General features: G+C 39.0%; 15 protein-coding genes. 5 read left to right on the top strand and 10 right to left on the bottom strand.

Annotated features, from left to right (window positions below):
* Positions 1 to 12: 12 nt before the first annotated feature.
* Positions 13 to 237, top strand: a complete 225-nt coding sequence (locus IPK35_03015; protein ID MBK8052267.1) for a hypothetical protein — start codon at positions 13 to 15, stop codon at positions 235 to 237.
* Positions 238 to 629: 392 nt separating this feature from the next.
* A complete protein-coding gene (locus IPK35_03010; protein ID MBK8052266.1) occupies positions 630 to 3,986 on the top strand; it encodes a methylmalonyl-CoA mutase family protein in 3,357 nt (1,118 codons plus the stop codon).
* 38 nt (positions 3,987 to 4,024) lie between these two features.
* On the opposite strand, the gene IPK35_03005 is transcribed toward IPK35_03010, so the two are convergent.
* Both IPK35_03005 and IPK35_03000 read right to left on the bottom strand, forming a co-directional pair.
* Positions 4,025 to 4,306, bottom strand: a complete 282-nt coding sequence (locus IPK35_03005; protein MBK8052265.1) for a transposase — start codon at positions 4,304 to 4,306, stop codon at positions 4,025 to 4,027.
* Positions 4,307 to 4,471: 165 nt separating this feature from the next.
* Positions 4,472 to 5,026 (bottom strand): transposase, encoded by a 555-nt coding sequence (locus IPK35_03000; protein ID MBK8052264.1) that lies wholly within the window; start codon positions 5,024 to 5,026, stop codon positions 4,472 to 4,474.
* Between the two features lie 471 nt (positions 5,027 to 5,497).
* On the opposite strand from IPK35_03000, the gene IPK35_02995 reads away from it, so the two are divergent.
* From IPK35_02995 to IPK35_02985, 3 genes are read left to right on the top strand one after another with little or no spacing between them, the layout of a single operon-like run.
* Positions 5,498 to 7,516, top strand: coding sequence for an alpha-L-fucosidase (locus IPK35_02995; GenBank protein ID MBK8052263.1), 2,019 nt, complete (start codon positions 5,498 to 5,500; stop codon positions 7,514 to 7,516).
* A 57-nt stretch (positions 7,517 to 7,573) separates the two neighbouring features.
* Entirely contained in the window at positions 7,574 to 8,911 is a 1,338-nt protein-coding gene (gene trkA / locus IPK35_02990) for a Trk system potassium transporter TrkA (GenBank protein ID MBK8052262.1), read from the top strand.
* Between the two features lie 2 nt (positions 8,912 to 8,913).
* The gene (locus IPK35_02985; protein ID MBK8052261.1) at positions 8,914 to 10,368 is read left to right on the top strand and encodes a TrkH family potassium uptake protein; all 1,455 of its coding nucleotides are present in this window, start codon (positions 8,914 to 8,916) and stop codon (positions 10,366 to 10,368) included.
* Positions 10,369 to 10,645: 277 nt separating this feature from the next.
* Here IPK35_02985 and IPK35_02980 read toward each other — a convergent pair whose 3' ends face one another.
* The 8 genes from IPK35_02980 to IPK35_02945 form a co-directional block, all read right to left on the bottom strand.
* The gene (locus IPK35_02980) at positions 10,646 to 12,058 is read right to left on the bottom strand and encodes a hypothetical protein (GenBank protein MBK8052260.1); all 1,413 of its coding nucleotides are present in this window, start codon (positions 12,056 to 12,058) and stop codon (positions 10,646 to 10,648) included.
* A gap of 19 nt (positions 12,059 to 12,077) precedes the next feature.
* Positions 12,078 to 12,539 carry a gliding motility lipoprotein GldH gene (locus tag IPK35_02975; protein MBK8052259.1) on the bottom strand — a complete coding sequence of 154 codons (462 nt, stop codon included), beginning with the start codon at positions 12,537 to 12,539 and terminating at the stop codon, positions 12,078 to 12,080.
* 287 nt (positions 12,540 to 12,826) lie between these two features.
* The gene (locus tag IPK35_02970; GenBank protein ID MBK8052258.1) at positions 12,827 to 13,915 is read right to left on the bottom strand and encodes a DUF1624 domain-containing protein; all 1,089 of its coding nucleotides are present in this window, start codon (positions 13,913 to 13,915) and stop codon (positions 12,827 to 12,829) included.
* A 295-nt stretch (positions 13,916 to 14,210) separates the two neighbouring features.
* Positions 14,211 to 18,125, bottom strand: coding sequence for a DEAD/DEAH box helicase family protein (locus tag IPK35_02965; protein ID MBK8052257.1), 3,915 nt, complete (start codon positions 18,123 to 18,125; stop codon positions 14,211 to 14,213).
* Positions 18,126 to 18,156: 31 nt separating this feature from the next.
* Entirely contained in the window at positions 18,157 to 19,200 is a 1,044-nt protein-coding gene (locus IPK35_02960) for a glycosyltransferase (GenBank protein MBK8052256.1), read from the bottom strand.
* The gene (locus tag IPK35_02955; GenBank protein MBK8052255.1) at positions 19,197 to 20,435 is read right to left on the bottom strand and encodes a hypothetical protein; all 1,239 of its coding nucleotides are present in this window, start codon (positions 20,433 to 20,435) and stop codon (positions 19,197 to 19,199) included. Before IPK35_02955 ends, IPK35_02960 begins: the two co-directional genes overlap by 4 nt.
* A gap of 170 nt (positions 20,436 to 20,605) precedes the next feature.
* Positions 20,606 to 21,403 (bottom strand): transcriptional regulator, encoded by a 798-nt coding sequence (locus IPK35_02950; GenBank protein MBK8052254.1) that lies wholly within the window; start codon positions 21,401 to 21,403, stop codon positions 20,606 to 20,608.
* A gap of 50 nt (positions 21,404 to 21,453) precedes the next feature.
* Positions 21,454 to 21,993, bottom strand: a complete 540-nt coding sequence (locus tag IPK35_02945) for a hypothetical protein (protein MBK8052253.1) — start codon at positions 21,991 to 21,993, stop codon at positions 21,454 to 21,456.
* Positions 21,994 to 22,117 lie beyond the last annotated feature (124 nt).

The following is a 22,117-nucleotide window of genomic DNA, read 5'->3' as shown; positions in this document are numbered from 1 at the left end:
AAAAATGCGATTATGTATGACCCTTATTTTAAAGAGATATATTCAAATCAAAGAGCGAAAGGTAAGACCTATAACGATGCTTTAGGTGTAATAATGAACAAGTTAACAAGAGTGATCTATGGTATGCTTACAAACAAAGAGGCATACGATTCATCAAAACCTAAAACACAAAAAAACAAACCAGTAGACGCAGATCAGCAAATAGAGAAGTTGGAAAAAAGAAACCGCAGATTATAAGGCAGAGCTAGAAAAGATGCAAAACGCACCAGTTTCTCGAAGAGCAGAAAATAAAATAAAAAAGGCAATGGAAGAGTCTCAAAACTCAATTGAAGAGTTGCGCACGAGATCAAAACCATTACCAAGTGCAAACATATAAATTTGTTTGAACTTGGTAATAAAAAACACCGCCAAATATTATAAAATCAACGGTATAACTAAAGGGGAGACCAGCCCAATATTGAAAGAATTTGGCGTGGGTCGTCCCTTCAGAGCCTGCCAAGCTATGCTTGGGATTGAGGGTAAGGAGGGAATTTAAGTATTTGTGCAGTTTGTTATCCACATATATTCACTACCTCTCAGGGAGCTTCAAAAAAATAGTAGTACATTTGCAAATACTAATGCTCTAATCAATGAACGAAGCCCAAACATATATACCGACAAACAAAATTCGCATTGTTACAGCAGGTTCGCTCTTCGACGGGCATGACGCAGCGATCAATATCATGCGACGTGTCATGCAGCGATCAGGTGCTGAAATCATCCATCTTGGGCACAACCGTTCTGCTCAGGAAATAGTGGAGACAGCCATTCAGGAAGACGTGCAGGGCATAGCCATCACATCTTATCAGGGAGGTCACAATGAATTTTTTAAATATATCTATGACTTGCTGAAAGAAAGAAATTGCCGACACATCAAAATTTTTGGCGGTGGTGGCGGCACTATATTGCCGGATGAAATGAAAACATTACATCAGTACGGTATTACCAGAATTTACTCTCCTGACGATGGCCGATCTATGGGTTTGCAGGGTATGATCAATGATTTGCTCCAAAAATGTGATTTCCCTCTTGGTGAAAAACTGGACTTTGACATTTCTGACCTTAATACCAAAAATTACTTTTATACGGCCAGGATGATTTCCGCACTCGAAAATTATGCCGATAGCTATCAGGGGATAACAGACTCATTGTCACACTCCAATACCCATATACCTGTCATTGGCATCACAGGCACAGGAGGCGCAGGCAAGTCCAGCATGGTAGACGAGATAGTGAGACGATTTTTGCTTGACTTTCCGGACAAAACCCTGGGAATCATCTCTGTAGACCCTTCCAAAAGAAAAACAGGAGGAGCACTCCTGGGTGATCGCATACGTATGAACGCCATCAACAATGATCGGGTGTATATGCGGTCCTTAGCCACAAGACAATCCAATCTTGCCCTTTCCAAATATGTACAAGGTGCCGTAAATATCCTTAAAAAAGCCGGCTATGACCTGATCATCCTTGAAACATCAGGCATCGGCCAGTCGGATACAGAGATAGTGGACCATTCTGATTTGGCTATGTACATCATGACACCCGAGTACGGTGCGGCGAGTCAGCTTGAAAAGATTGATATGCTGGATTTTGCAGATATCATTGCTATCAATAAATTTGACAAAAAAGGAGCTTTGGATGCTATGAGAGATGTCCGTAAGCAATATCAGCGCAACCACAATCTTTGGGATGTTGATCCGGAAAAATTGCCTGTCTTCGGCACTATCGCATCTCAGTTTAATGACCCGGGTACCAACACACTTTATAAGGCATTAATAAAGATCATCAATAATAAAACAAATGCCGGCTTAAACTCCACCTTAGACTTGCTGGAAGGTGAAAGTGAAAAAGTATATATCATCCCACCCAACAGGATAAGGTATCTGTCCGAGATCACAGAAAACAATAAAGCTTACGACAGGACAGTTTCAGATCAAAGTGATGCAGCCTCAAAAGCATACAGCCTTAAATCTTCCGCAGACATCATCATAGAAGAAAGTACAAAAAAGGCGTTACAAGAGGCATATCAGGAAGTGTGGGATGACCTTACCGGCGAAAACAAACGTATCCTTGAAAATTGGGAAAATAAAAAAGGACAATACGCTGCTCAGGAATTTATCTTCAAAGTGAGAAACAAAGAAGTAAAAATAATCCCGTATACGGAATCACTGTCCAAAACCAGAATATCAAAAGTATGTCTGCCGCAATATAGAGATTGGGGAGACATCCTCAAGTGGAATCTTCAGGAAAATGTACCCGGAGAGTTTCCATATACGGCCGGCGTATTTCCTTTCAAAAGAGAGGGTGAAGATCCCACACGTATGTTTGCTGGAGAAGGTGGTCCCGAAAGGACCAATAAAAGATTTCATTACGTGTCTTTGGACTTGCCTGCTAAAAGATTGTCTACGGCATTTGACTCTGTGACATTGTACGGTGAAGACCCAGACTACAGACCTGACATCTATGGGAAAATCGGCAATTCGGGCGTGAGTATATGTTGTCTGGATGATGCCAAAATTCTGTACTCAGGTTTTGACCTTTGTAATCCCGCCACATCAGTATCCATGACGATCAATGGTCCGGCTGCAACCATTTGTGCATTTTTTATGAATGCAGCGATAGATCAGCAATGCGAAAAGTATATCAGATCACATGGTCTAGAACAGGTAGTAGATCAAAAACTCACAGAAAAATATGAATCAAAAGGTATCACAAGACCGGTTTACAAAGGAAAAACTCCTTTGGGCAATGATGGTTTGGGTACACTATTATTAGGTATAACAGGTGACGAAGTCCTTCCTGAAGATGTATATGCTGCCCTCAAAGCCAATGCACTGAGTGCTGTCAGGGGTACAGTGCAGGCTGATATACTCAAAGAAGACCAGGCTCAGAATACCTGTATCTTCAGTACAGAGTTTTCACTTCGCCTGATGGGTGATGTGCAGGAATATTTTATCCGGCATCAGGTTCGCAACTTTTATTCGGTATCCATATCCGGGTATCATATTGCAGAAGCAGGCGCTAATCCTATCTCACAACTTGCTTTTACACTTTCCAATGGATTTACATTTGTGGAGTATTACCTGAGTCGGGGCATGCATATTGATGACTTTGCCCCCAATCTTTCATTTTTCTTCAGCAATGGTATCGATCCTGAATACGCTGTAATAGGTCGTGTAGCCAGACGCATATGGGCCAAAGCCATGAAGTACAAGTATGGTGGCAACGCCCGGTCACAAATGCTGAAATATCACATTCAGACATCCGGACGTTCGCTTCACGCCCAGGAAATAGCCTTCAATGATATCAGGACTACTTTGCAGGCTTTGTACGCCATATACGACAACTGCAATTCTCTGCATACCAATGCCTATGACGAAGCCATCACTACCCCGACAGAAGAAAGTGTTCGTCGGGCTATGGCCATCCAGTTGATCATCAACAAAGAGCTGGGCCTTTCAAAAAATGAAAACCCATTGCAGGGATCATTTATCATTGAGGAGTTAACAGACCTGGTCGAGGAGGCTGTTTTGTCGGAGTTTGACCGCATTACAGAAAGAGGTGGCGTACTTGGTGCCATGGAAACCATGTATCAGCGATCAAAAATACAGGAAGAATCCCTCTACTATGAGACCCTAAAACACAACGGAGAGTACCCTATCATTGGAGTCAATACATTTTTGTCAAAAGATGGCTCGCCTACGATTTTACCAGGTGAAGTGATACGTGCCACAGAAGAAGAAAAAGTCGAGCAAATCCATACTGTCGGGAATGTTCACAAGACTAATGCACCAAATGCTTCAAAAGCGCTGGATCAACTAAAAAGAAAGGCCATTACCAATGACAATTTATTTGATAGCCTGATGGAAACCGTAAAAACCTGTACACTCGGGCAGATCACCAATGCGCTGTATGAAGTCGGAGGAAAGTATAGGAGGAATATGTAAGTTGATACTTTTAAATTTGTAACTACTCAGGTACAAAGTTAAGCATTAGCTAATACTTGGAGAACGTTTAGATTTCTTTTTATAGCAGTATCAATAACTGATCTTAGGACTGCATAATATGAAGCACCTTGGTCTGACCTAAACTGACCGCTAACCTTGAGTTTTACCTTTACGTTTCTGATGGCTTGTTCGCTAAAGTTGTTGTCTGGTGGTACTTCCATTACTTTTAGAAAAGTAAGTAGATATTGTTGGTGTTTGTTTAGTCTTTTTTGTAAAGTATGTAGTTTTTTATCTTTGGAATGTATCTCTTTATTCAGTATGTGGTTTAGTGTTTTTCAATTTGGTTGATTTGTGTTTCATAGTTGGCTTCAGCATTTGTAAGCATTATTTTTTTAGAGCCAAGGCTTTCCATATTAATTTAGTCAACTCGTAAGCCCATTTATTTCTCTTTTCAATAAAGTATTGTAATTCTCTAAGTATATGGCTTAGGCATATCTGACGTCCTTTGCCCCTATGATGAAGTGTGCCTTCCAGCAATCATGGACCAATATAGTATTAACAAATCCTTCGCCAAAGTACTTCTCAATAGTTTCAAAGCCTCTATTTGATGAAACTACTATAAAGGTGACTAATCTTGTTTGCCATGCCCACAACCATCGCAACTTACCGTTTACCTTGCCTCCTGTTTCATCTGTTCCCACACAGCTACTTTGTTGTACCTCTTTTTGTATTTCTTCATACTGTGGCATACATCTTTGTGCCAAAGACTTTATTTTATTGACAATTGTTCCTTCGCTGATGTTTAGATTGAATACGTCTGCAAACATCTCTCGTATTCTGGATACGCTCACATACTGTCTGGCTGAAAAGTATCCACATAATGTCTCAATGTTTCGACCATAACTTATCGGACTCTTTACATGGTCAGGAAAAGAACTGACACAACAAGCTCCACAACTACAACGTCTTTCGTACACCCTATGCTCATATGCTTGTATGGCAATGGGCGGTATGTCTAAGACTTGTCGCCTTTCTTTCAATGTTGGAACATCGATATAAATTGTTCCGCATACTGGACACGTCTGGTCAATGTGATCAATTACCTCGGGTTCAGAGTGAAATTCTAATGTAGTTCCTTCGTGACCAGTTTGGCCTCCTGTTTTCTTGCCACTTTTTGTCTGAGACTTTTTGTTGTTCTTTGTATATCCGTTGAGGGAGGAAGTGAACTGTTTGAGCTATTCTTTTTATGACTCAATTCTATTATCCTTGCCTTTAATTTTTCGTTATCTTCTTTGGTAAGACGTAATTCTTCTTTTACCTCGACCAATTCTTGGCGAAGCTGCTCAACTAAAACTAATATGGAAGATAAATTTTCGATATTTTCTTGATTTTAAATCAAGTTCTATATCAATACTTTAAGGTTGGTCGTACAAAGTTATAACTCTTTTTGTATTTTTACAACTTTATTTTTATGCTTTTATACCTGAGTAGTTACTTAAATTTGAATTAATATGAAAACATTTTTTGTGACAATTGCCACCATATTATCTGCTTTTTCAGGCATAATGTCTCAAAGTTTTGTACCCATCCTACCCACAGACAGTCATCAGGATATCATCACAAAAGCAGCCAATGTCACACCCTCACCCCGTCAGTTGAAATGGCAACAATTGGAGTTAACGGCTTTTTTCCATTTCGGCATCAATACCTTTACTGATCGCGAGTGGGGTCACGGGCACGAAGACAAAAACCTCTTTAATCCGAGTGAACTGGATGCTGATCAGTGGGTGAAGGTAGCAGGTGAGTCCGGAATTAAATTGGTCATCCTGACTGCTAAGCATCATGATGGATTCTGCTTGTGGCCTAGTAAATATACCGAACATTCAGTAAAAAACACTCCCTGGAAAGGAGGCAAAGGTGATGTGGTGAAAGAAGTGGCCGATGCTTGCCGCAAATACAAGATTGGCTTCGGAGTGTACTTATCACCTTGGGACAGGACCGAAGCTAGTTATGGTACCGACGCTTACAATGATTTTTTTATCCGGCAGCTTACAGAACTATTGACAGAATACGGGCAGGTAGATGAAGTCTGGTTTGATGGTGCCAATGGCGAAGGTCCCAATGGTAAAAGGCAAGTGTATGATTTTGAGCGGTACTATACATTGATACGGAAACTTCAGCCGGAAGCCACCATAGCCATCATGGGACCAGACGTGAGATGGGTAGGTACAGAATCGGGTTATGGCCGCGAAACGGAGTGGAGTGTCATGCCTGTAGATGCGAGAATACAGGAAAGTATTCAGAAAAACTCTCAGTCTGATGCTACATTTGCCCCGGTAGGTGATATGACAGAATCAGATTTGGCAAGCAGACCCAAGATTATGAATGCCAGTGGTTTGATTTGGTATCCGTCTGAGACCGATGTATCCATTCGTCCGGGATGGTTTTACCATAAAGAAGAAGACGACAGGGTCAAAACACCGGAAAAGCTCTTTGATATATACTTTAGTTCTATAGGTCGCAATGGTGTGCTACTGCTCAATATTCCACCCGACAAAAGAGGCTTAATCCATGAAAACGATGTAAAAAACCTGAAGGAATGGAAAAGACTCATCGACCTTACTTTTTCAATCAATCTCGCCAAAGACGCTTCTGTCACATCAAACAACGGTTTGGGTCAAAACAATATCCTGGATGGAAATAATAGTACTCACTTTATTACCAAATCGGCTGATACAACTACAACAGTAGAATTTCAACTCAAAGGGAAAAAGACCTTTGATGTCTTACTTTTACAGGAAAATATTCGTATTGGGCAGCGCATAGAGCATTTTGCACTCGATATATGGAAAGATAATCAATGGAAACAAATCACCAGCGGGACTACGGTAGGATACAAACGGCTGCTAAGATTTGAACCGGTGAGTTCAGCTAAAGTCAGATTGCGGATTCTTTCCTCAAGACTGAACCCAACAATAGCAGAATTTGGTCTGTTCAAACTTCCAAAAAATCTTCAGTTTAAACCAGATAAAGTGAAAGAACTCAGAAAGGGAGAAAATTGGCATAAAGCAACCGGAAAACAATCTTCCCTTACCACACCTCCTGACCCGAAATACAATAAATCCGGCAACAATGGATGGAACAACGGCATTTTTGGCAGTAATACAGCTTTCAATGACGGCGAATGGTTGGGTTGGAATGGTGCAGATTTTGAAGGCACTATAGATCTGGAACAAAAACAAAAAATAAGTTATGTTAGCCTTGACGTCATGAATCAGCCGCAAAGCTGGATATTTATGCCTTCGAAGGTTACTGTTTTCACCTCTGATGACAATATCAACTTCAAAGAAACAAGCAGCAAATCAAAATTTAACATCGGCGAAGATGGTGTCACCAGGATAGAGTTCAGGACAAATGTAAATGCCAGATATATCAGGATCAAAGCAAAAAATTTTGGCCAGATACCAAAAGGATACGCGGGAGCAGGATCACGGGCTTGGATTTTTGTAGATGAGGTGATAGTAAAATAATAAATAATATTACATTTGCAGCTTCCATCTTACAACAAGGATGGATCAACAATTTAAATGAAAATAGTTATAGCAGGGGCAGGAGGTATAGGTTTCCATCTTGCAAAGTTGCTCTCGTCTGCCCAACATGACATCATCATCATTGATTCTGACAGAGATGTTTTGGAATATGCTCAGAGTCACCTTGATGTACAGACAATCTATGGTGACGCTTCCAATATCGGTATCCTGAGTCAGATAAACCTTGACTTGGTTTCAATTTTTCTTGCTGTGACGACAAGAGAAAACGACAACCTGATGGCATGCAGCATTGCAAAAAAAATGGGAACCAAACAGACCATTGCCAGGATAAACAATATCGCCAATCTCGAAAAAAGAGCTAAAGGTATATTCAGAGAGCTGGGAGTTGATAAGGTAATATCCCCGTCTCTCCTGGCTGCTCAGGAGATTATGAGATTGCTTGAGTTCAGCCAGGTTACAGATAGTTTTGATTTTGAAAACGGAAGGGTTTCTTTAATTGGATTAAAAATAGAAGAGGACTCATTTTATAATGGACGGTCTGTTGAAGAAATTAAAAGGCTGAAAAATACAAATTACTCACCCGTAGCAGTGCTCAGAGGTCATGAAACTATCCTGCCAAGGGCAAGTACGGTACTCAGACGAGGAGACCATATATACTTTATCATAGAAAAAACAGAAGTAGATGGATTAATAGAGATGATCGGCAAATCGGCCCGAAAAATAAAAAGTATAATGATGGTCGGTGGTAATATCATTTCTATGACCGTCGCAAAACATCTTGAAAATGATTACAATATTTCTATTGTGGAGGCAGATGAAAATCAGTGTAAAAAACTACTGGACGAACTCAATAATACAATGGTAATAAAAGGAGACCCTTCCAATTTTGATCTTCTCAAAGAAGAGGGACTCGAAAGGATAGATGCATTTATTGCCGTAACTCCCAATAGCGAAACCAATATCATCACATCCCTGATGGCTGAAAACGCCGGCGTTTATAAGACCATTGCATTGGTTGAAAACCTGGATTATACCCATATTTCACAGAACATAGGTGTGGATACGATGATCAATAAAAAGATCATTGCTGCCAATAATATATTCCGGTATGTGAGAAAAGGTAGGGTTGAAGCCATTGCAAGCTTGCATGGAGTAGATGCAGAAATTATTGAGTACCTGATTCATAAGGAAGGGCGACTGACACGAACTCCGTTAAAAGATCTGAAACTTCCTTCTCAAGCAATTGTAGGCGCTGTAATCAGAGGCAAAGAAACTATCATCCCTACAGGAGAATTTATATTTCAGATCCATGATAAAGTCATCATTCTTTCATTACCGGGAGCCATTGGCAGAATAGAAGACATGTTCAGGTAACCATGCGAATAAATTATCAACCCATATCCAATGTCACAGGTGTATTGATGGTACTTCTTGGACTATCTATGTTTCTTACGGCCGCAGTATCGTACTATAATGCAGGTAGCGATTTTAAAGATTTTTTAATCTCCGGCGGGATCACAATTGTCACAGGTGCGTTATTATGGTTTTCAAAATTCAGCTCGAGTACTATAGTCAATAAAAGAGAAGGATACCTCATAGTAGCTATGGGATGGGTTTTTCTCGGGTTTTTCGGAGCCTTACCCTTTATGCTTTCCGGTGTGACCACCAATTTTGCTGATGCTTTTTTTGAATCGGTATCAGGATTTACAACTACAGGAGCTTCTATTTTTACCGACATTGAATCTTTGCCACCAGGCATATTATTTTGGAGAAGTATGACCCACTGGATCGGTGGCATGGGTATTATAGTGCTGACAGTGGCACTTTTTCCATTACTTGGAATAGCTGGTATAGAATTATTTGTTGCCGAATCTCCCGGTCCGACTGCCGATAAAGTGCATCCAAGAATAAAAGAGACCGCCAAAAGACTTTGGTTTATTTATTTTGGTCTGACCATGACACTCTTCTTTTTGCTATGGTGGCATGGCATGTCTCTTTTTGACGCTATCAACCACGCTTTCGCCACCATGGGAACCGGTGGTTTTTCCACCAAAAATGCGAGTATTGCCCATTTTACTTCACCAGGTATCCACTACACGATTATCTTATTTATGTTTATCGCAGGGTGCAATTATGCCGTATTATACTATCTTTTTAAAGGTAGATTCAGTAAAGTTTGGATCAATGAAGAGTTCAGATATTATACACTATTCATACTTTTAACATCATTAGTCTTAGGCCTTTGGATTAATTATATGACTGGCGGCTCATATGAAGAGAACTTCCGAAACGGACTCTTTATGTTGGTAAGTTTGATTACCACTACCGGTTTTGTTACAGCAGATTATACCCAATGGAGTCCCGGACTGACGATGTTTTTCTTCCTTACCCTGTTTTTGGGTGCATGTGCGGGAAGCACTGCCGGAGGAATTAAATTTATCAGGCATATGGTATTTGTAAAAAATATGTATCTGGAGTTTAAAAGAATCCTTCACCCAAGAGCGTTGATACGGATTAAAATCAACAAAGAGATAGTGGCACCGAGGATTCTGACTCATATCCTTGTATTTTTATTGGTATATCTGATGACATTTATTATGGGTTCACTTTTTATTACCCTCACAGGTATAGACTTCATAACAGCTATTGGTGGCTGCGCCACAACACTCGGCAATGTAGGTCCGGCTATAGGAAAATTAGGACCGGTGGACAATTTCGGATGGGTTCCGGATTCAGCCAAGTGGATTTTTTCTGTATTGATGTTATTGGGAAGGTTAGAACTTTTCACAATCCTGATCATTTTCACCCCTTTTTTCTGGAGATCCAATTGATGATCGGGAGTTTGTCGTTCGTTTGTACGACATTTACAAGTTACCGGGCCATAGAATACAAGTAATAATTCTCTTTTTTATAAATCATCTGTTGTCCAAAGTCTCTGACTTTTGGACTTTTATCTATCGGTCTCATGACCGGAGTAAATTGTCCACAACCGGTCAAAGACCGTAAGATAGGTTCCGTCAAAGTCAGGTAAGACTTTGACAAACGAAGTTGATGTTGCAGCTAATGAAGACATAATTTTTCTCAAAAAAAAAATCATCGGTATACAAGCTACCTGGCCATAGAATACAAGTAATAATTCTCTTTTTTATAATTCTCCTGATCAAACTTTTGCCATAATGTTGCAGAGGGAAACCTGTCTGCATCCAGAGGTTTTGGAGAGATAATAACTATGCCTCCCACACCTTTGAATTGAGCAAAAATCTTTAATTCTCCTTCTGTCGGCAGATAGATTTTGTCCACCCATCTGAAATAGCTGAATTCGACACCGTCCGGAAGTTCATAAAATTTTCTGCCTGCATATCCGATCACAGGAGTTGCCTCAAATTTATTGATGGCTACTACAGGTACTTTGGGCGGCACTTTTTCCTTTATAAATCGTCCCGCAGCCTCAGCATTGGTAAAGGGCAATCTCATGTCTTCTTTTGCCGCTTTGATATTATGGATGATTCCAAAAAGACAAAATACACCAATAATAACACCGGTTAACTTATCTTTTTTCCAGTCAAAGCCTCGAATACCAAGCAACGTAAATAAAAATAAAAAACCTACACCCCACTGTCGGACTCCACCTGTAAAAAAGAAAATACTGAAGACAAGCATCATCGCCAAAAAAGTAAAAAATGGGATTAGCAGCCTTTTTTGCCCATAAAAAATAAAAATCAAGCCAGCCAAAGCAAAAATGGAGAACGCCACACCAGCTATCGACCACCCATAGGCAAAAGTGTCCGGCGTAGACCCGATGAGATAGGTATTGCTGAGATTTCCTTGCAAAGAAGTCAATATATTGTCAACAAATGACATCTCCTTGCCACGGGTTTTGGCGACATGGCCTGCAGTCCTGGGAAAAACAGAGATAATAAAAAATAAGACACCCAAACCCAATCCTATGATATCACGAGAATTAGCCCTTTTGATCAGGTCTTTATGCTGTGATAACAACCACACTCCAATGGAAAGTGCAACAAAAACACCATATACTTCCGTTTGACAAAGAAAAAATAAGACAAAACCAAGTTGTGTTTTATTGAATGCCTCATGACTCAAAAGTGATGAAGCCCAAAATGAAAGTAAAACCACCAGGAAGTAACCACGATTGACAATGCCATATTCAAAAAACAGAAAGTAAGACAATGCTCCAAAAACACACAAAATCAATGGTAACCGGAGTTTGCAAAACAAAAAGTACAAACCACAGGCCACTGTAATCCAATGAGCAGTGTTTATCAGCATTTCAGGGCTTGAAATCCCGGAAAACAGGGTAAAAATTTTCAGATAAAGATACCATAGTGCAGGATGGCCTTCATAGTATAGAAATGAAAATATCTCAGAAATACTTTTATCTTTGGCTACAAACCAGGCCTGCCACTCATCTTTCCATAGCTCATGATGTGCCACTTTGAAATAGGCAATGATCATGATGAAAAGGAGCCAAACAAATAGTCTGAGTTTTTTTTCTGACATAACCAAAGTATTGGATCTTTTAAGTTTTGGATTTTACTACTTTGATCCGTATGGAATGGATACCTTCGAGATTTTCATTTCGGGAATACTGCTCAAAAGAAAGTGTATATGTTCCCGGTATTTTAAAGTATGCTCCAGATGACATTTCTATATCTGTGATACATTTTGATCCATCGCAATCTCCGGCCCAATCCCCTTTGTCGTCTGCCAGCTGAAGGGAAACAGGAGATATTGTCGCATGTCCATCAGGAAATATGGTCTTAGTATTGAGATACAAATTTTCAAAAGAAAAGCCTGAACTGTGTTCCAACGAGATGATCAGATCATATGCGATGGTCGTGTCAGAGATTTCATAAGTAAAATCTTTTTTGTCGTCATATTTCCATGGAGAAGGTACATCTTGTTTTTGATCGTAGATCACATCCTGATTACAAGATATCATGAGCAGACTCATGCAGACAAAAAAAGGTATAATTTTCAAAATCAAGATTTTTTAAAATGCAAAAGTAATGACAATTCCGGAAGAGTAGCCTTTTTATTATAAAGTACTTGTCTTTTAAGAAAAAAGACACTGAGATGTATCACTCTTCAAATTTGACTTGAGCTTTGATGATTTCTATTATTTCCGACTTAGTGCTACCATCTTTGCTTACGAATGTACCGTTTATCCACGTGTTGTCATATGGTTTTGGTCCTCCTCTTTAAAGGGAGACAATAAGAATTTTATAAAGATTAATTTAAAAAAACGGACACCCCGTTATTTTGACTTCACACCTTTACAATAATACCCTTTCTGTCTAAGATATATGCAAAGACCCATATCAGCATCACAAAGGATAAAGCAAACATAAACGACCCAAAATAGTCACCAAATACCGGTTGGAATACGGCAGAATAAAGCCATCCATACAGCTTCTGATCCCCGATTTTTATCAGCAGCATCGTTTTGACAAATAGTCCGGAAAGCGCATATGAAACTAAAGGATTCTGACCAAAAGCCTTAAAAACATAGGTCCATTTTTGAAATCCATGAATGTCAATGACCCAGATCATCAGTGCCAGAAACAACATCGCCAACCCACCGGTAAAGAGTACGTAACTGCTACTCCAGATAGGTTTGTTGATAGGAAATCCCATGATGGACCAAAGATACCCTGCAGCACCGCATACGATTCCAAAAATAAAAAGCCATTGGATTTTTTTATTAATATCAGGAGTGGAAAGCAGGTTTTTTCCGGTAATATATCCGAGAATCACTGTTCCGACCGCTGGTAGCGTACTCAGCAGTCCTTCAGGATCAAAAGGAATACCGTACCCTTTATAAATATGATTTTCGCCGAAAAGTGCCAGATCGATGGTCCTGACCAAGTTGCCTTCCAATGTTAATGCCTGGTCACCGGCACTCAGAAGAATAAGGTAGTAGGAGACCAGAATACTTCCCAAAAGTATCCACAGGTACTTACGTTGCACAAAACTTATTAGCACTCCTGCTATCAAAAATGACAAACCGATTCTTTGCAAAACTCCCCATAGTCTCAAATCCGCAATATTTTTAGTAAAAAAAGGAAACCAATTCAAAAGTAGTCCTATTAATATAATTTTCAGACCTCGTGTGATGGCCTTGTTGATCCAGTCTTTTTGTGGTCCACCTTCAAACTTGGCATAAGAGATAGCCATAGACACACCCACTATAAACATAAAAAACGGGAAAACCAGATCAGTGGGCGTACATCCGTCCCACTTGGCATGTAATAATGGTGCGTACACATAATTCCAGCTTCCGGGAGTATTGACGATGATCATAAAAAAGATCGTCATTCCCCTGAAGACATCGAGTGATAATAAACGCTGTTTCATTCCTTAAATTGATTTATGGGATAAATCTAAGAAATGATGCGCACGTTTAAATGATTTTTACAGTATTTTTGTTTTACAATGCCTTAGAGTATATTTTACAACCGGTCAGAGACCGTAAGATAGGTTCCGTCAAAGTCAGATAAGACTTTGACAAACGAAGATACTGTTTTATAGTCCCAAAGTCTCTGACATTGGACTATATCACCTTCGCTCGTCAAAGACGAGACCATTCAGTCACCTTATCTGAAATTAAATTTCCTCACTTTCGCTCAAACATAAAAATTTAAACATACTCCTAACTAAACAAATAATTGATATCATCCCTTGTCAGACTCTTGAAGAATGCGGTGTCTTCCTGAACGATTTCTTTGGAGATGAGTAATTTTTTTTCCTGGAGTTGGATGATTTTCTCTTCGACACTGTCTTTGCAGATCATCTTATATGCAAATATTTTGTTTTTCTGCCCAATTCGATGTGTACGGTCTATGGCTTGTTGTTCGACAGCTGGATTCCACCATGGATCAACGATATAGACATAGTCTGCTTCTGTGAGGTTAAGTCCCACACCACCGGCCTTGAGCGAGATCAGAAATACATTGATATCTTCTCTGGATTGGAACGTTTCTACTTGTTCTTGTCTTCCTATAGCAGAAGTGCTTCCATCCAGATAGCAATATTTGATTTTACTTTTATCCATTTCTTCTCTGATGAGGGCAAGCATTTCAGTAAACTGAGAAAACACAAGCATTTTGTGCTCTCCCATATTTTCTTCTATTTCTCTTACCAGCTCCAGAATTTTAATACCTTTGATTGTTATATCTTTATCTTTCAGCAATCGCGGATCGTCACATATTTGTCTGAGTCTCAGCAATCCTTCGAGGATATACATACCTGATTTTGCTATGCCTTCGGTCTCTATTTTTTGCATTAATGCATGCCGGTAGTAATCTTTATATTCGTCATAAATGACTTTTTGAGCTTTTTCCATCTGGCACCACAAGATCATTTCTGTTTTTTCAGGCAGATCGGGTGCAACTTCTGTTTTAGTTCTTCTCAGCATAAATGGTTTTATCAGCCTTCTTAACATTACTCCAGCGTCTTTGTCACCATCTTTATCTATGGGATTTGCAAATTCATGCCTGAAAAACTCCCGTCCTCCGAGCAATCCGGGATTTAGAAAGTTGAACTGGGCATATATGTCATAAGTATTGTTCTGAAGAGGTGTACCACTGAGGATAAACCTATTTCTGGCTTTAAGCAACTGTACCGCTTTGGTAGATATGGCATCAGGATTTTTTATGGCCTGACTTTCATCGAGAATGACGTATTCCCACTCAAAATTGAGTAAAGTCTCAATATCGTTGCGTACGATACCATACGATGAGATGACGATATCGTAGTCATTAAAATGTTCGTCACTGAAGGTTCTGCCCAGTCCATAAAACAGATGATACTTCAGGCCGGGTGCAAATTTTTTCAATTCATTTTCCCAGTTGTAGATCAATGAAGTTGGGCATATGATCAGGCTTGTAGGATTGTTGTACTTTTGTTTTATATAAGACAAAAACGTGATGGTCTGGAGGGTTTTGCCCAATCCCATATCATCCGCAAGACATCCTCCCCATGAAACTTCATCCAGGACCTGCATCCATTGATAGCCTGTCTCCTGATATGGCCTTAAGGTGGCATTGATATTGGAAGGAATGGGCGCTGCTTTAACATTTTCGATATGAAGAAGCTTTCGTTTTTTTTCTTCAATCTCATCAATGATATCCTGATCATCAATCTGATCAAAGAGCATTTCTACAATATTGAAGTGCTTTTTACTAATCTTCAATCCCGATTTTTCGTCTACAGCAAACTTAAACAGACTGCTGTATTTTTTGAGCCACTCTTCAGGTAACATGCCGAAAGATCCATCACCAAGAACGACAAAATCCTGACCGTTCATGATGGCTTTTTTAATATCGCGGAAACTGATCTCCTGATCTCCCCAGGAAGCAGATACCTGAACATCAAACCAGTCGATACCGCTGGATACTTTCATATCCCACTTTGGAGTGGACGTGTTATACTTAAATTTTTTAAGGTCATTGAATCCCACCATTTTGATATCTTCGGCCATCAATTGTTTTGAGAACTGTAAAAACCATTGGTTTTTCATCACTTCATCAAAAGATAGGAGAAAATATGGCTGAAAATTCTGATTTTTGAATTGAGGGTGCATAGAACGGATATATTCAACAAATCCTGTCTCTTCGGGTATGTTTCTGATCAACAGTTGTTGATCGGCTCCTTCCTTAAAATAATGATCCGCGGAATCATTCATATCGATCGTAAGATCGTCATAACAAAACTTGGGACCAACCTGAAGGAACTTATCCTGAAACTCTTTGAGATGAATCGAAGGAATCATTGTAGCTTCTCTCACCTGCAGTCTGAACATATCCGGAATCTCGATTCCAAACTTCTGAGAAAGCGGAAAAAGAACATTTTTTACAACTTTGTCGGCGATATGTACCGGAAAGACAAGCTTTCCCTGAGGCATTGATTCCAGAAAAGGTACGAGATCTTTGCGTCTGTTGAGGTACAAAACACCTTTTGAAAGTATTACATTACCGAAATATATCTCACAACCTTCCTCATCACCAATGACGATTCTACCTTCCTCATCACGAAAAATAGTTTGTACCGTTATGAACTTTTCATTAGAACTCACCTTCAAGTCGGCATACACCGGTTGTGGGGATAGTTGAATATCTTTCAGATTGGATTTAGAAAAATTTTCATTGTCCGTAATCATTTTTACGTGATTCCATCGACAAAGTTGCTGCCAGTGATCTTCGAGTTTAGAGTTGAAATATTTAAGATATTGCCTTCGTGTGGCATCGTATGGTTGAGTAGAAAAAATATTGTAACTACTTGTATAATATCCTGAACCTAAAAGGTCTTTATAATTGATATAACTGAAATCCATGAGCATGCCGTACTTATCATCATCAAGCACTGAGAGCAAAGGAATGTTTTCTTCTTTATTGATGATAATACGGGAAAGCTTATCTTCCCCTTTTTTGGATGGCTCTATCTTAAGGGCTTCTATCCTTAGCGGAATATTGGACTGCAATGAGTGAGACAACTGAAACAGAAGTCCGATATCATGCATATCTCTGGCTACTCTGAATTTTTTAGTTTTTTCCTGAGAGACTATCAGGCTGCTTATCTTCAAAAGCTTACCGGCACTCACAAAATGAGGCGGTACATATGATAATGATAATCTACCTGAAAAATCACTGGCAAATCGGAACTCTGCCGCCTCAGGGTCATTTAATGTCAGCCCATAATCAGCAAGTATTATATTTTTTTCTTTATCCTGATTGCAGAATGGCACAAACAAAAAGTAATTGCCTATGTCAGAAAGATAGGAGATGCTGTCTAGTGCATGTGAGCATATATTGTTTTCATAAGTCTGACTACAAGTGCACTTTACTTCCAGGTCATTATTTTTGTTTACCCGGAAGGAAATGGTCTTTCGATCAGTATGAAACTGATAAGCAATATCTATCCCATTGCCAGATGTAGTTAACTTTTTAAAGATTTTATTTCGTCGCGAAACATTTTTTAAATCCGGTATGGCTGATGCCAAGCGATAAAAATTGAAATCTTTGGCATCTTTTATTACGTACGGTTTTGATGGGTCTCCCGGATTTTTATCCACAGATTTTAAATAATGGCCTTCACTCAAAGACGAACCCATATGTACAATTTTATTAAGACGGCTCAATAAATTCTTTTTGGTTTGGATTTCTTTGGATTTATTTTTTTCGTTTTCCTCTTCTATTTTTCTATTATGTTCTTCTCTACGCAGCGCTTCTATTTTTTTAAAATTTTCTTCCTGAAAGCATTGGTTTTTTGCTGAAATAAGAACTTTAGCGATATGAAGGCATTTTCCACTGTGGTTGTAAGTATTACAGTCGCACTGTATAGCATAGGGACTTTTTCCTTTATTGACCATCACGGAGTGTGTGTCATTGCCATCAGTGACAAGGTAGGTGATATAGTTGCCCAGGATTCGTCTGGGATACATATTTTCTGAGGATAATTCTAACGACCCAATAACCGGATTTACGTAATCCTCAAATAATTCTTGTATCTGATCTGCAACCAGATGGTCAGAAATGATGATTTTATTGGACTGATTGTCGATACTCAATGTTAGTTAAAATTAAACCAAACCGCAAAAGTCAGGATTTAATCATACTTTGAATAATTTCGGGCAGTTTTTTTGTTTCGTTTTGATTTATAATATAGTATTTAGAATCATTTTTGATTACATCGGCGATATATTCCTGTTCTGTCTGTCCGGGAGTAGGTATCAAAATGGCTTTTATGTCCAAATGATGGATGTCCATTATTGTTGAGTACCCTGATCTGGAAATCAGTAATTTTGATGTATTTAATAAAGATTCTATCTGTAAGGAGGTCATTACATCTGAACAAAGAATATGATCTTCAAACCGAACACCTAAGTATTTATTGATTGTTCCTCTTACAAAACTTATTTTAAAAGACGTCATTAAATTTAAAACAGGAACCAGTAATGTTTCGATTTTTGATCTTTGGGGTTCCGGCCCTGATAAAACGATACAAATGTCAGTTGTTTTAGGTAAATTCAAATGTCTTATACGGGTTAATGGGCCGAGATATTCAGCTTTTAGATTTTTACCGAATGACAATGCAGGACAAATGGCCCTTTTCCCTTTATAATCGGGCACAAAACAAGTATCAAATTTTCTGATATACCATTGGTGGAGGGCAGAACCCAGAGATGCTATTAGTTTGTTTGTATGGGGAATGTTGATCTGATGGGTGATGTAATAATTGCGTAGATTCTTTGTTCTGCATCCGAGTCTATTGTCAGAAAGAATTACATTGGCGTTATATTTTTGAGATAACTTTTTTACTTTCGACTTTTCTTTGCTGATAGCACGAATCATAGAAGGTAAAGCCATCAGCATGTTTACTACAATATTTTCATACTTATATCTGATATTGTAACCAGGACATGATTCAAATGTCAATTGAGGAAATTCCTTTTTCAACAGTTCCAAAGATTCGCCATCTGATGCCACAATGACTTGTGCACAATGTTGGGTCAACCAATGTATGACCGGAACACACCTTGAAGCATGACCCAAACCCCAATTAAGCGCCGCGACAATGACGATATCCTCATTTTGAAAATAATTTTTTAAAATTTTCTGAGCCTCAGTCGAAAATTCATTCATTTTTTTATTGTTTCCGGAGGTTGAAAATCTGAAATTTCAGCGACGATGAGCCATTCAGGGATCAGATTATTATTTATCAAGGCATCAAGGATTTGCTGCTGAGCACTATAAGAAATCCTGCCATCTTCATCCCATATCTCCGGACTGCAGAGACAACCTAATGATGGTGTACATGGATAAAACTTTTGGCCACGATAAAACTCAGGATCTATAGTGGTGCCGTGTGCAATAATTTCAGACCTCCCCAATTTTCCGGCGTAAAAAGCTTCGTACAAAGCATCTACCTTACTGAGCTTTTCCCCCAACAAGGTTTTGTAATACACCTCATAATCTTTGCTTCCCTGAAAAAACTGATGATCATTTTCAAAAGGCAACACCATCTGAATATTGGTAGTGGGTCCTATCCATTTATTCTCAGATATATCAGTACCGGTGACCCTAAACAGTCCTTGTGGTGTATTACCGTTAGTAAGGTAATATGGTAAATTGGAAATTGAGCGGGCAAGTTGCGGGATTTTTACCGGGAGATTATTAATGTCGGTAAGCCAGGTACCATCTTGCTTCCTGATCATAGCATATCCCGGAGTATTTCTGTCAGATGACTGAAAGCTGCAGATGATTACTTTGCCGGGCAAAAAAGTAAAATCTTTAAAGTCTTTTTCCATTACTTCCACTGAAGTGATTTTATTCCTTCTGTTGATGTAAGATTCGTACCATCCGGTTTGGAAGATTTTATCAGTTCTTTTAATGTTGGGTTGGATGCTATTTAGTGCAAGATATTCCAAAGCCATAGCCTGATTTTTAGCATTGCTGAGTCTCCTCCATTCCTTGTTTATATTTTTTTTAAAATCATTGGGGTATAGTGTATAGAGCATTTCGAGAAAGCTTCTTTGATATTCATCACTTCCGGATGATAAGTTTTGTATAAAAGAAGGTATCAATTTAAGGAATTTTTCAGGCTTGTACAGCATCAGCTGCATCGCCCAAAAGGCACCTTGCCAAGATGCACTATCCTGAGATGGATCAACTTTTGTTTCTATAAGGCTATCTATGGTGTTTTTTAAATAAGTTGCTTTCAACGATCTTTCTGGTGTGGAATCAAATAAAAATTGCTTTTTGTCCAGCGAAAAATCATTACTTAGCTGCCCGTCAGCATATGTTACCCTCAGTAATAAAATAATAAAACCGATGTAAAAGCCACATTTTTTTCTCATCATAGAGGATTGAAATGACAAATATAGCTTAATTTATAACTACTATAATTTTATCAGAATCAAATAAAATAAATATGTCATCATAATAAAGTAAAGACGATGTGATACATATATCTATATGTTTTTGCAATGATTGATGCTCATGACCTTTAATGTGCTGAGTTTTGCTACCTCCTTAATCAGTATGATGATCAGGTATTCAATATAGTCTGGTATAACTTTTTGGTTTCCGGTAGTGGTTTGACTCCCATCTCTTCATCGAGTACTTTTTCGCAGACGCGATAAGTTTTGATAGCCATAGGCCGGTTGCCCTTGGCAAAAAATGCTGCCATCTGTAACCTGTAAGCGTCCTCCCAGGTGATGTCAGTAAGTAATGCATCCTGGCACAACTGAATACATTCTGTCGGATTGGATACTAGCACCAGTTCTGCTAGCGCTGTGCTTGCATTCAGAAAAGAAAGCTGTAATCTTTCTCTTTCGTCAGCTGACCAGTCTTCATAGATTCTGTCAGGGAGAAAAACTCCCGAATATAATATGATCGCTTCCCTGAGCAATTGTTCGGCATGCGCAGGATCAGTATGAATCATCCGGTTGCCCGAGGCGATGAGCGCATCAAAAGTATAAACATCCACCCAAATATCATCAGTAATCAAGGAGTAAGTATGCGTATTTCTCTCAATATAGGCAGAAGTGGCATGACTCTTCTTATCGGGCTCTATGACTTTACTGATACCATGAAGCGCCACTTTAAATCCCTGATCATCCATCTCGTCTTCCCAAAGCCGATCGATGATTTGCTCCTTATGCAATGCCTTTCGATGGCATGCGATGATCATAAACTGAAATAATTGAAGGGATTTATCGCGTTTCCATGCTTGTGCCTGTATTTTTTGACCGTCGACATATACTTCAAATTTGCCCATAGTATATACCTGTAATTTGGCGGTATATTTTTTTTGGGTGATATCCTGAAGCGTCGGTGGATTCATGTTAGTTATCTGTAATTACTTCCTTTTGAACATTGCTTGTTCAGGATTTATTAGTTTTTTTTGATGGTGTTAAGTTTGTCCAGTTTTTTTTCTATCGCTTCAAGCCTTTTGTTGAGTAAGTCCAGCTTTTCGACGATTTCGGCTTTGGATGCGGGCAGAATATTGTCTAGTTCTATTTTGGATCCTATGGTGTTCTCTATTTTCTGGCCTATGGCATCTGATATGTGATGGATTTGTTCCTGTATCTGATCCTGGATGTTTTCTGCTTGTTTTTTGGGGTCTTTTATGGAGTCCATCACCAATTTTGGGGTAGCAGAAGCTACTTTTTTCCAGAATTCAAAACTCTGTGCCAATATGCCTTTTTGTGTATCATCGGGTTTGTCCTCCACAGCCTTAATGGTCATGGAAGTGATGATATTCTGAACAAATGACTTTGCATCTTCAAAATTGGTAAACCGTGCTTCTTCACCGGACTGCACATGACGGATATTGCCTCGCCACTCCACCTGGTGGTCACCATCTTCTTTTTCAAAAATCTTCTGTGATAATCTCAATACAAATGATGCCGTTTCTTCTTTTTTATTTGCCATATTCAATCATTTATGCTTACTATCTCTGCAGGGTTAGGGTAAAATTAGTCTTTTTTATTAACACCTGAAAACAAATTCTTAAAAATTATATCATGGTTTCAAAAATCGAATAGATAATAAAAAA

The organism is Saprospiraceae bacterium (genome assembly GCA_016713025.1).
Classification (GTDB): Bacteria; Bacteroidota; Bacteroidia; order Chitinophagales; family Saprospiraceae; genus OLB9.
This window is presented reverse-complemented; position numbering and strand designations above follow the sequence as displayed.

Excerpts from the sequence above, each read along its gene's own strand:
- IPK35_03010 (MBK8052266.1), top strand. The coding sequence starts at position 630 with ATGAACGAAGCCCAAACATATATACCGACAAACAAAATTCGCATTGTT.
- IPK35_02960 (MBK8052256.1), bottom strand. The coding sequence starts at position 19,200 with ATGAATGAATTTTCGACTGAGGCTCAGAAAATTTTAAAAAATTATTTT.
- IPK35_02980 (MBK8052260.1), bottom strand. The coding sequence starts at position 12,058 with ATGTCAGAAAAAAAACTCAGACTATTTGTTTGGCTCCTTTTCATCATG.
- IPK35_02950 (MBK8052254.1), bottom strand. The coding sequence starts at position 21,403 with ATGAATCCACCGACGCTTCAGGATATCACCCAAAAAAAATATACCGCC.
- trkA (MBK8052262.1), top strand. The coding sequence starts at position 7,574 with ATGAAAATAGTTATAGCAGGGGCAGGAGGTATAGGTTTCCATCTTGCA.
- IPK35_02945 (MBK8052253.1), bottom strand. The coding sequence starts at position 21,993 with ATGGCAAATAAAAAAGAAGAAACGGCATCATTTGTATTGAGATTATCA.
- IPK35_02995 (MBK8052263.1), top strand. The coding sequence starts at position 5,498 with ATGAAAACATTTTTTGTGACAATTGCCACCATATTATCTGCTTTTTCA.
- IPK35_02985 (MBK8052261.1), top strand. The coding sequence starts at position 8,914 with ATGCGAATAAATTATCAACCCATATCCAATGTCACAGGTGTATTGATG.
- IPK35_02970 (MBK8052258.1), bottom strand. The coding sequence starts at position 13,915 with ATGAAACAGCGTTTATTATCACTCGATGTCTTCAGGGGAATGACGATC.
- IPK35_03015 (MBK8052267.1), top strand. The coding sequence starts at position 13 with ATGTATGACCCTTATTTTAAAGAGATATATTCAAATCAAAGAGCGAAA.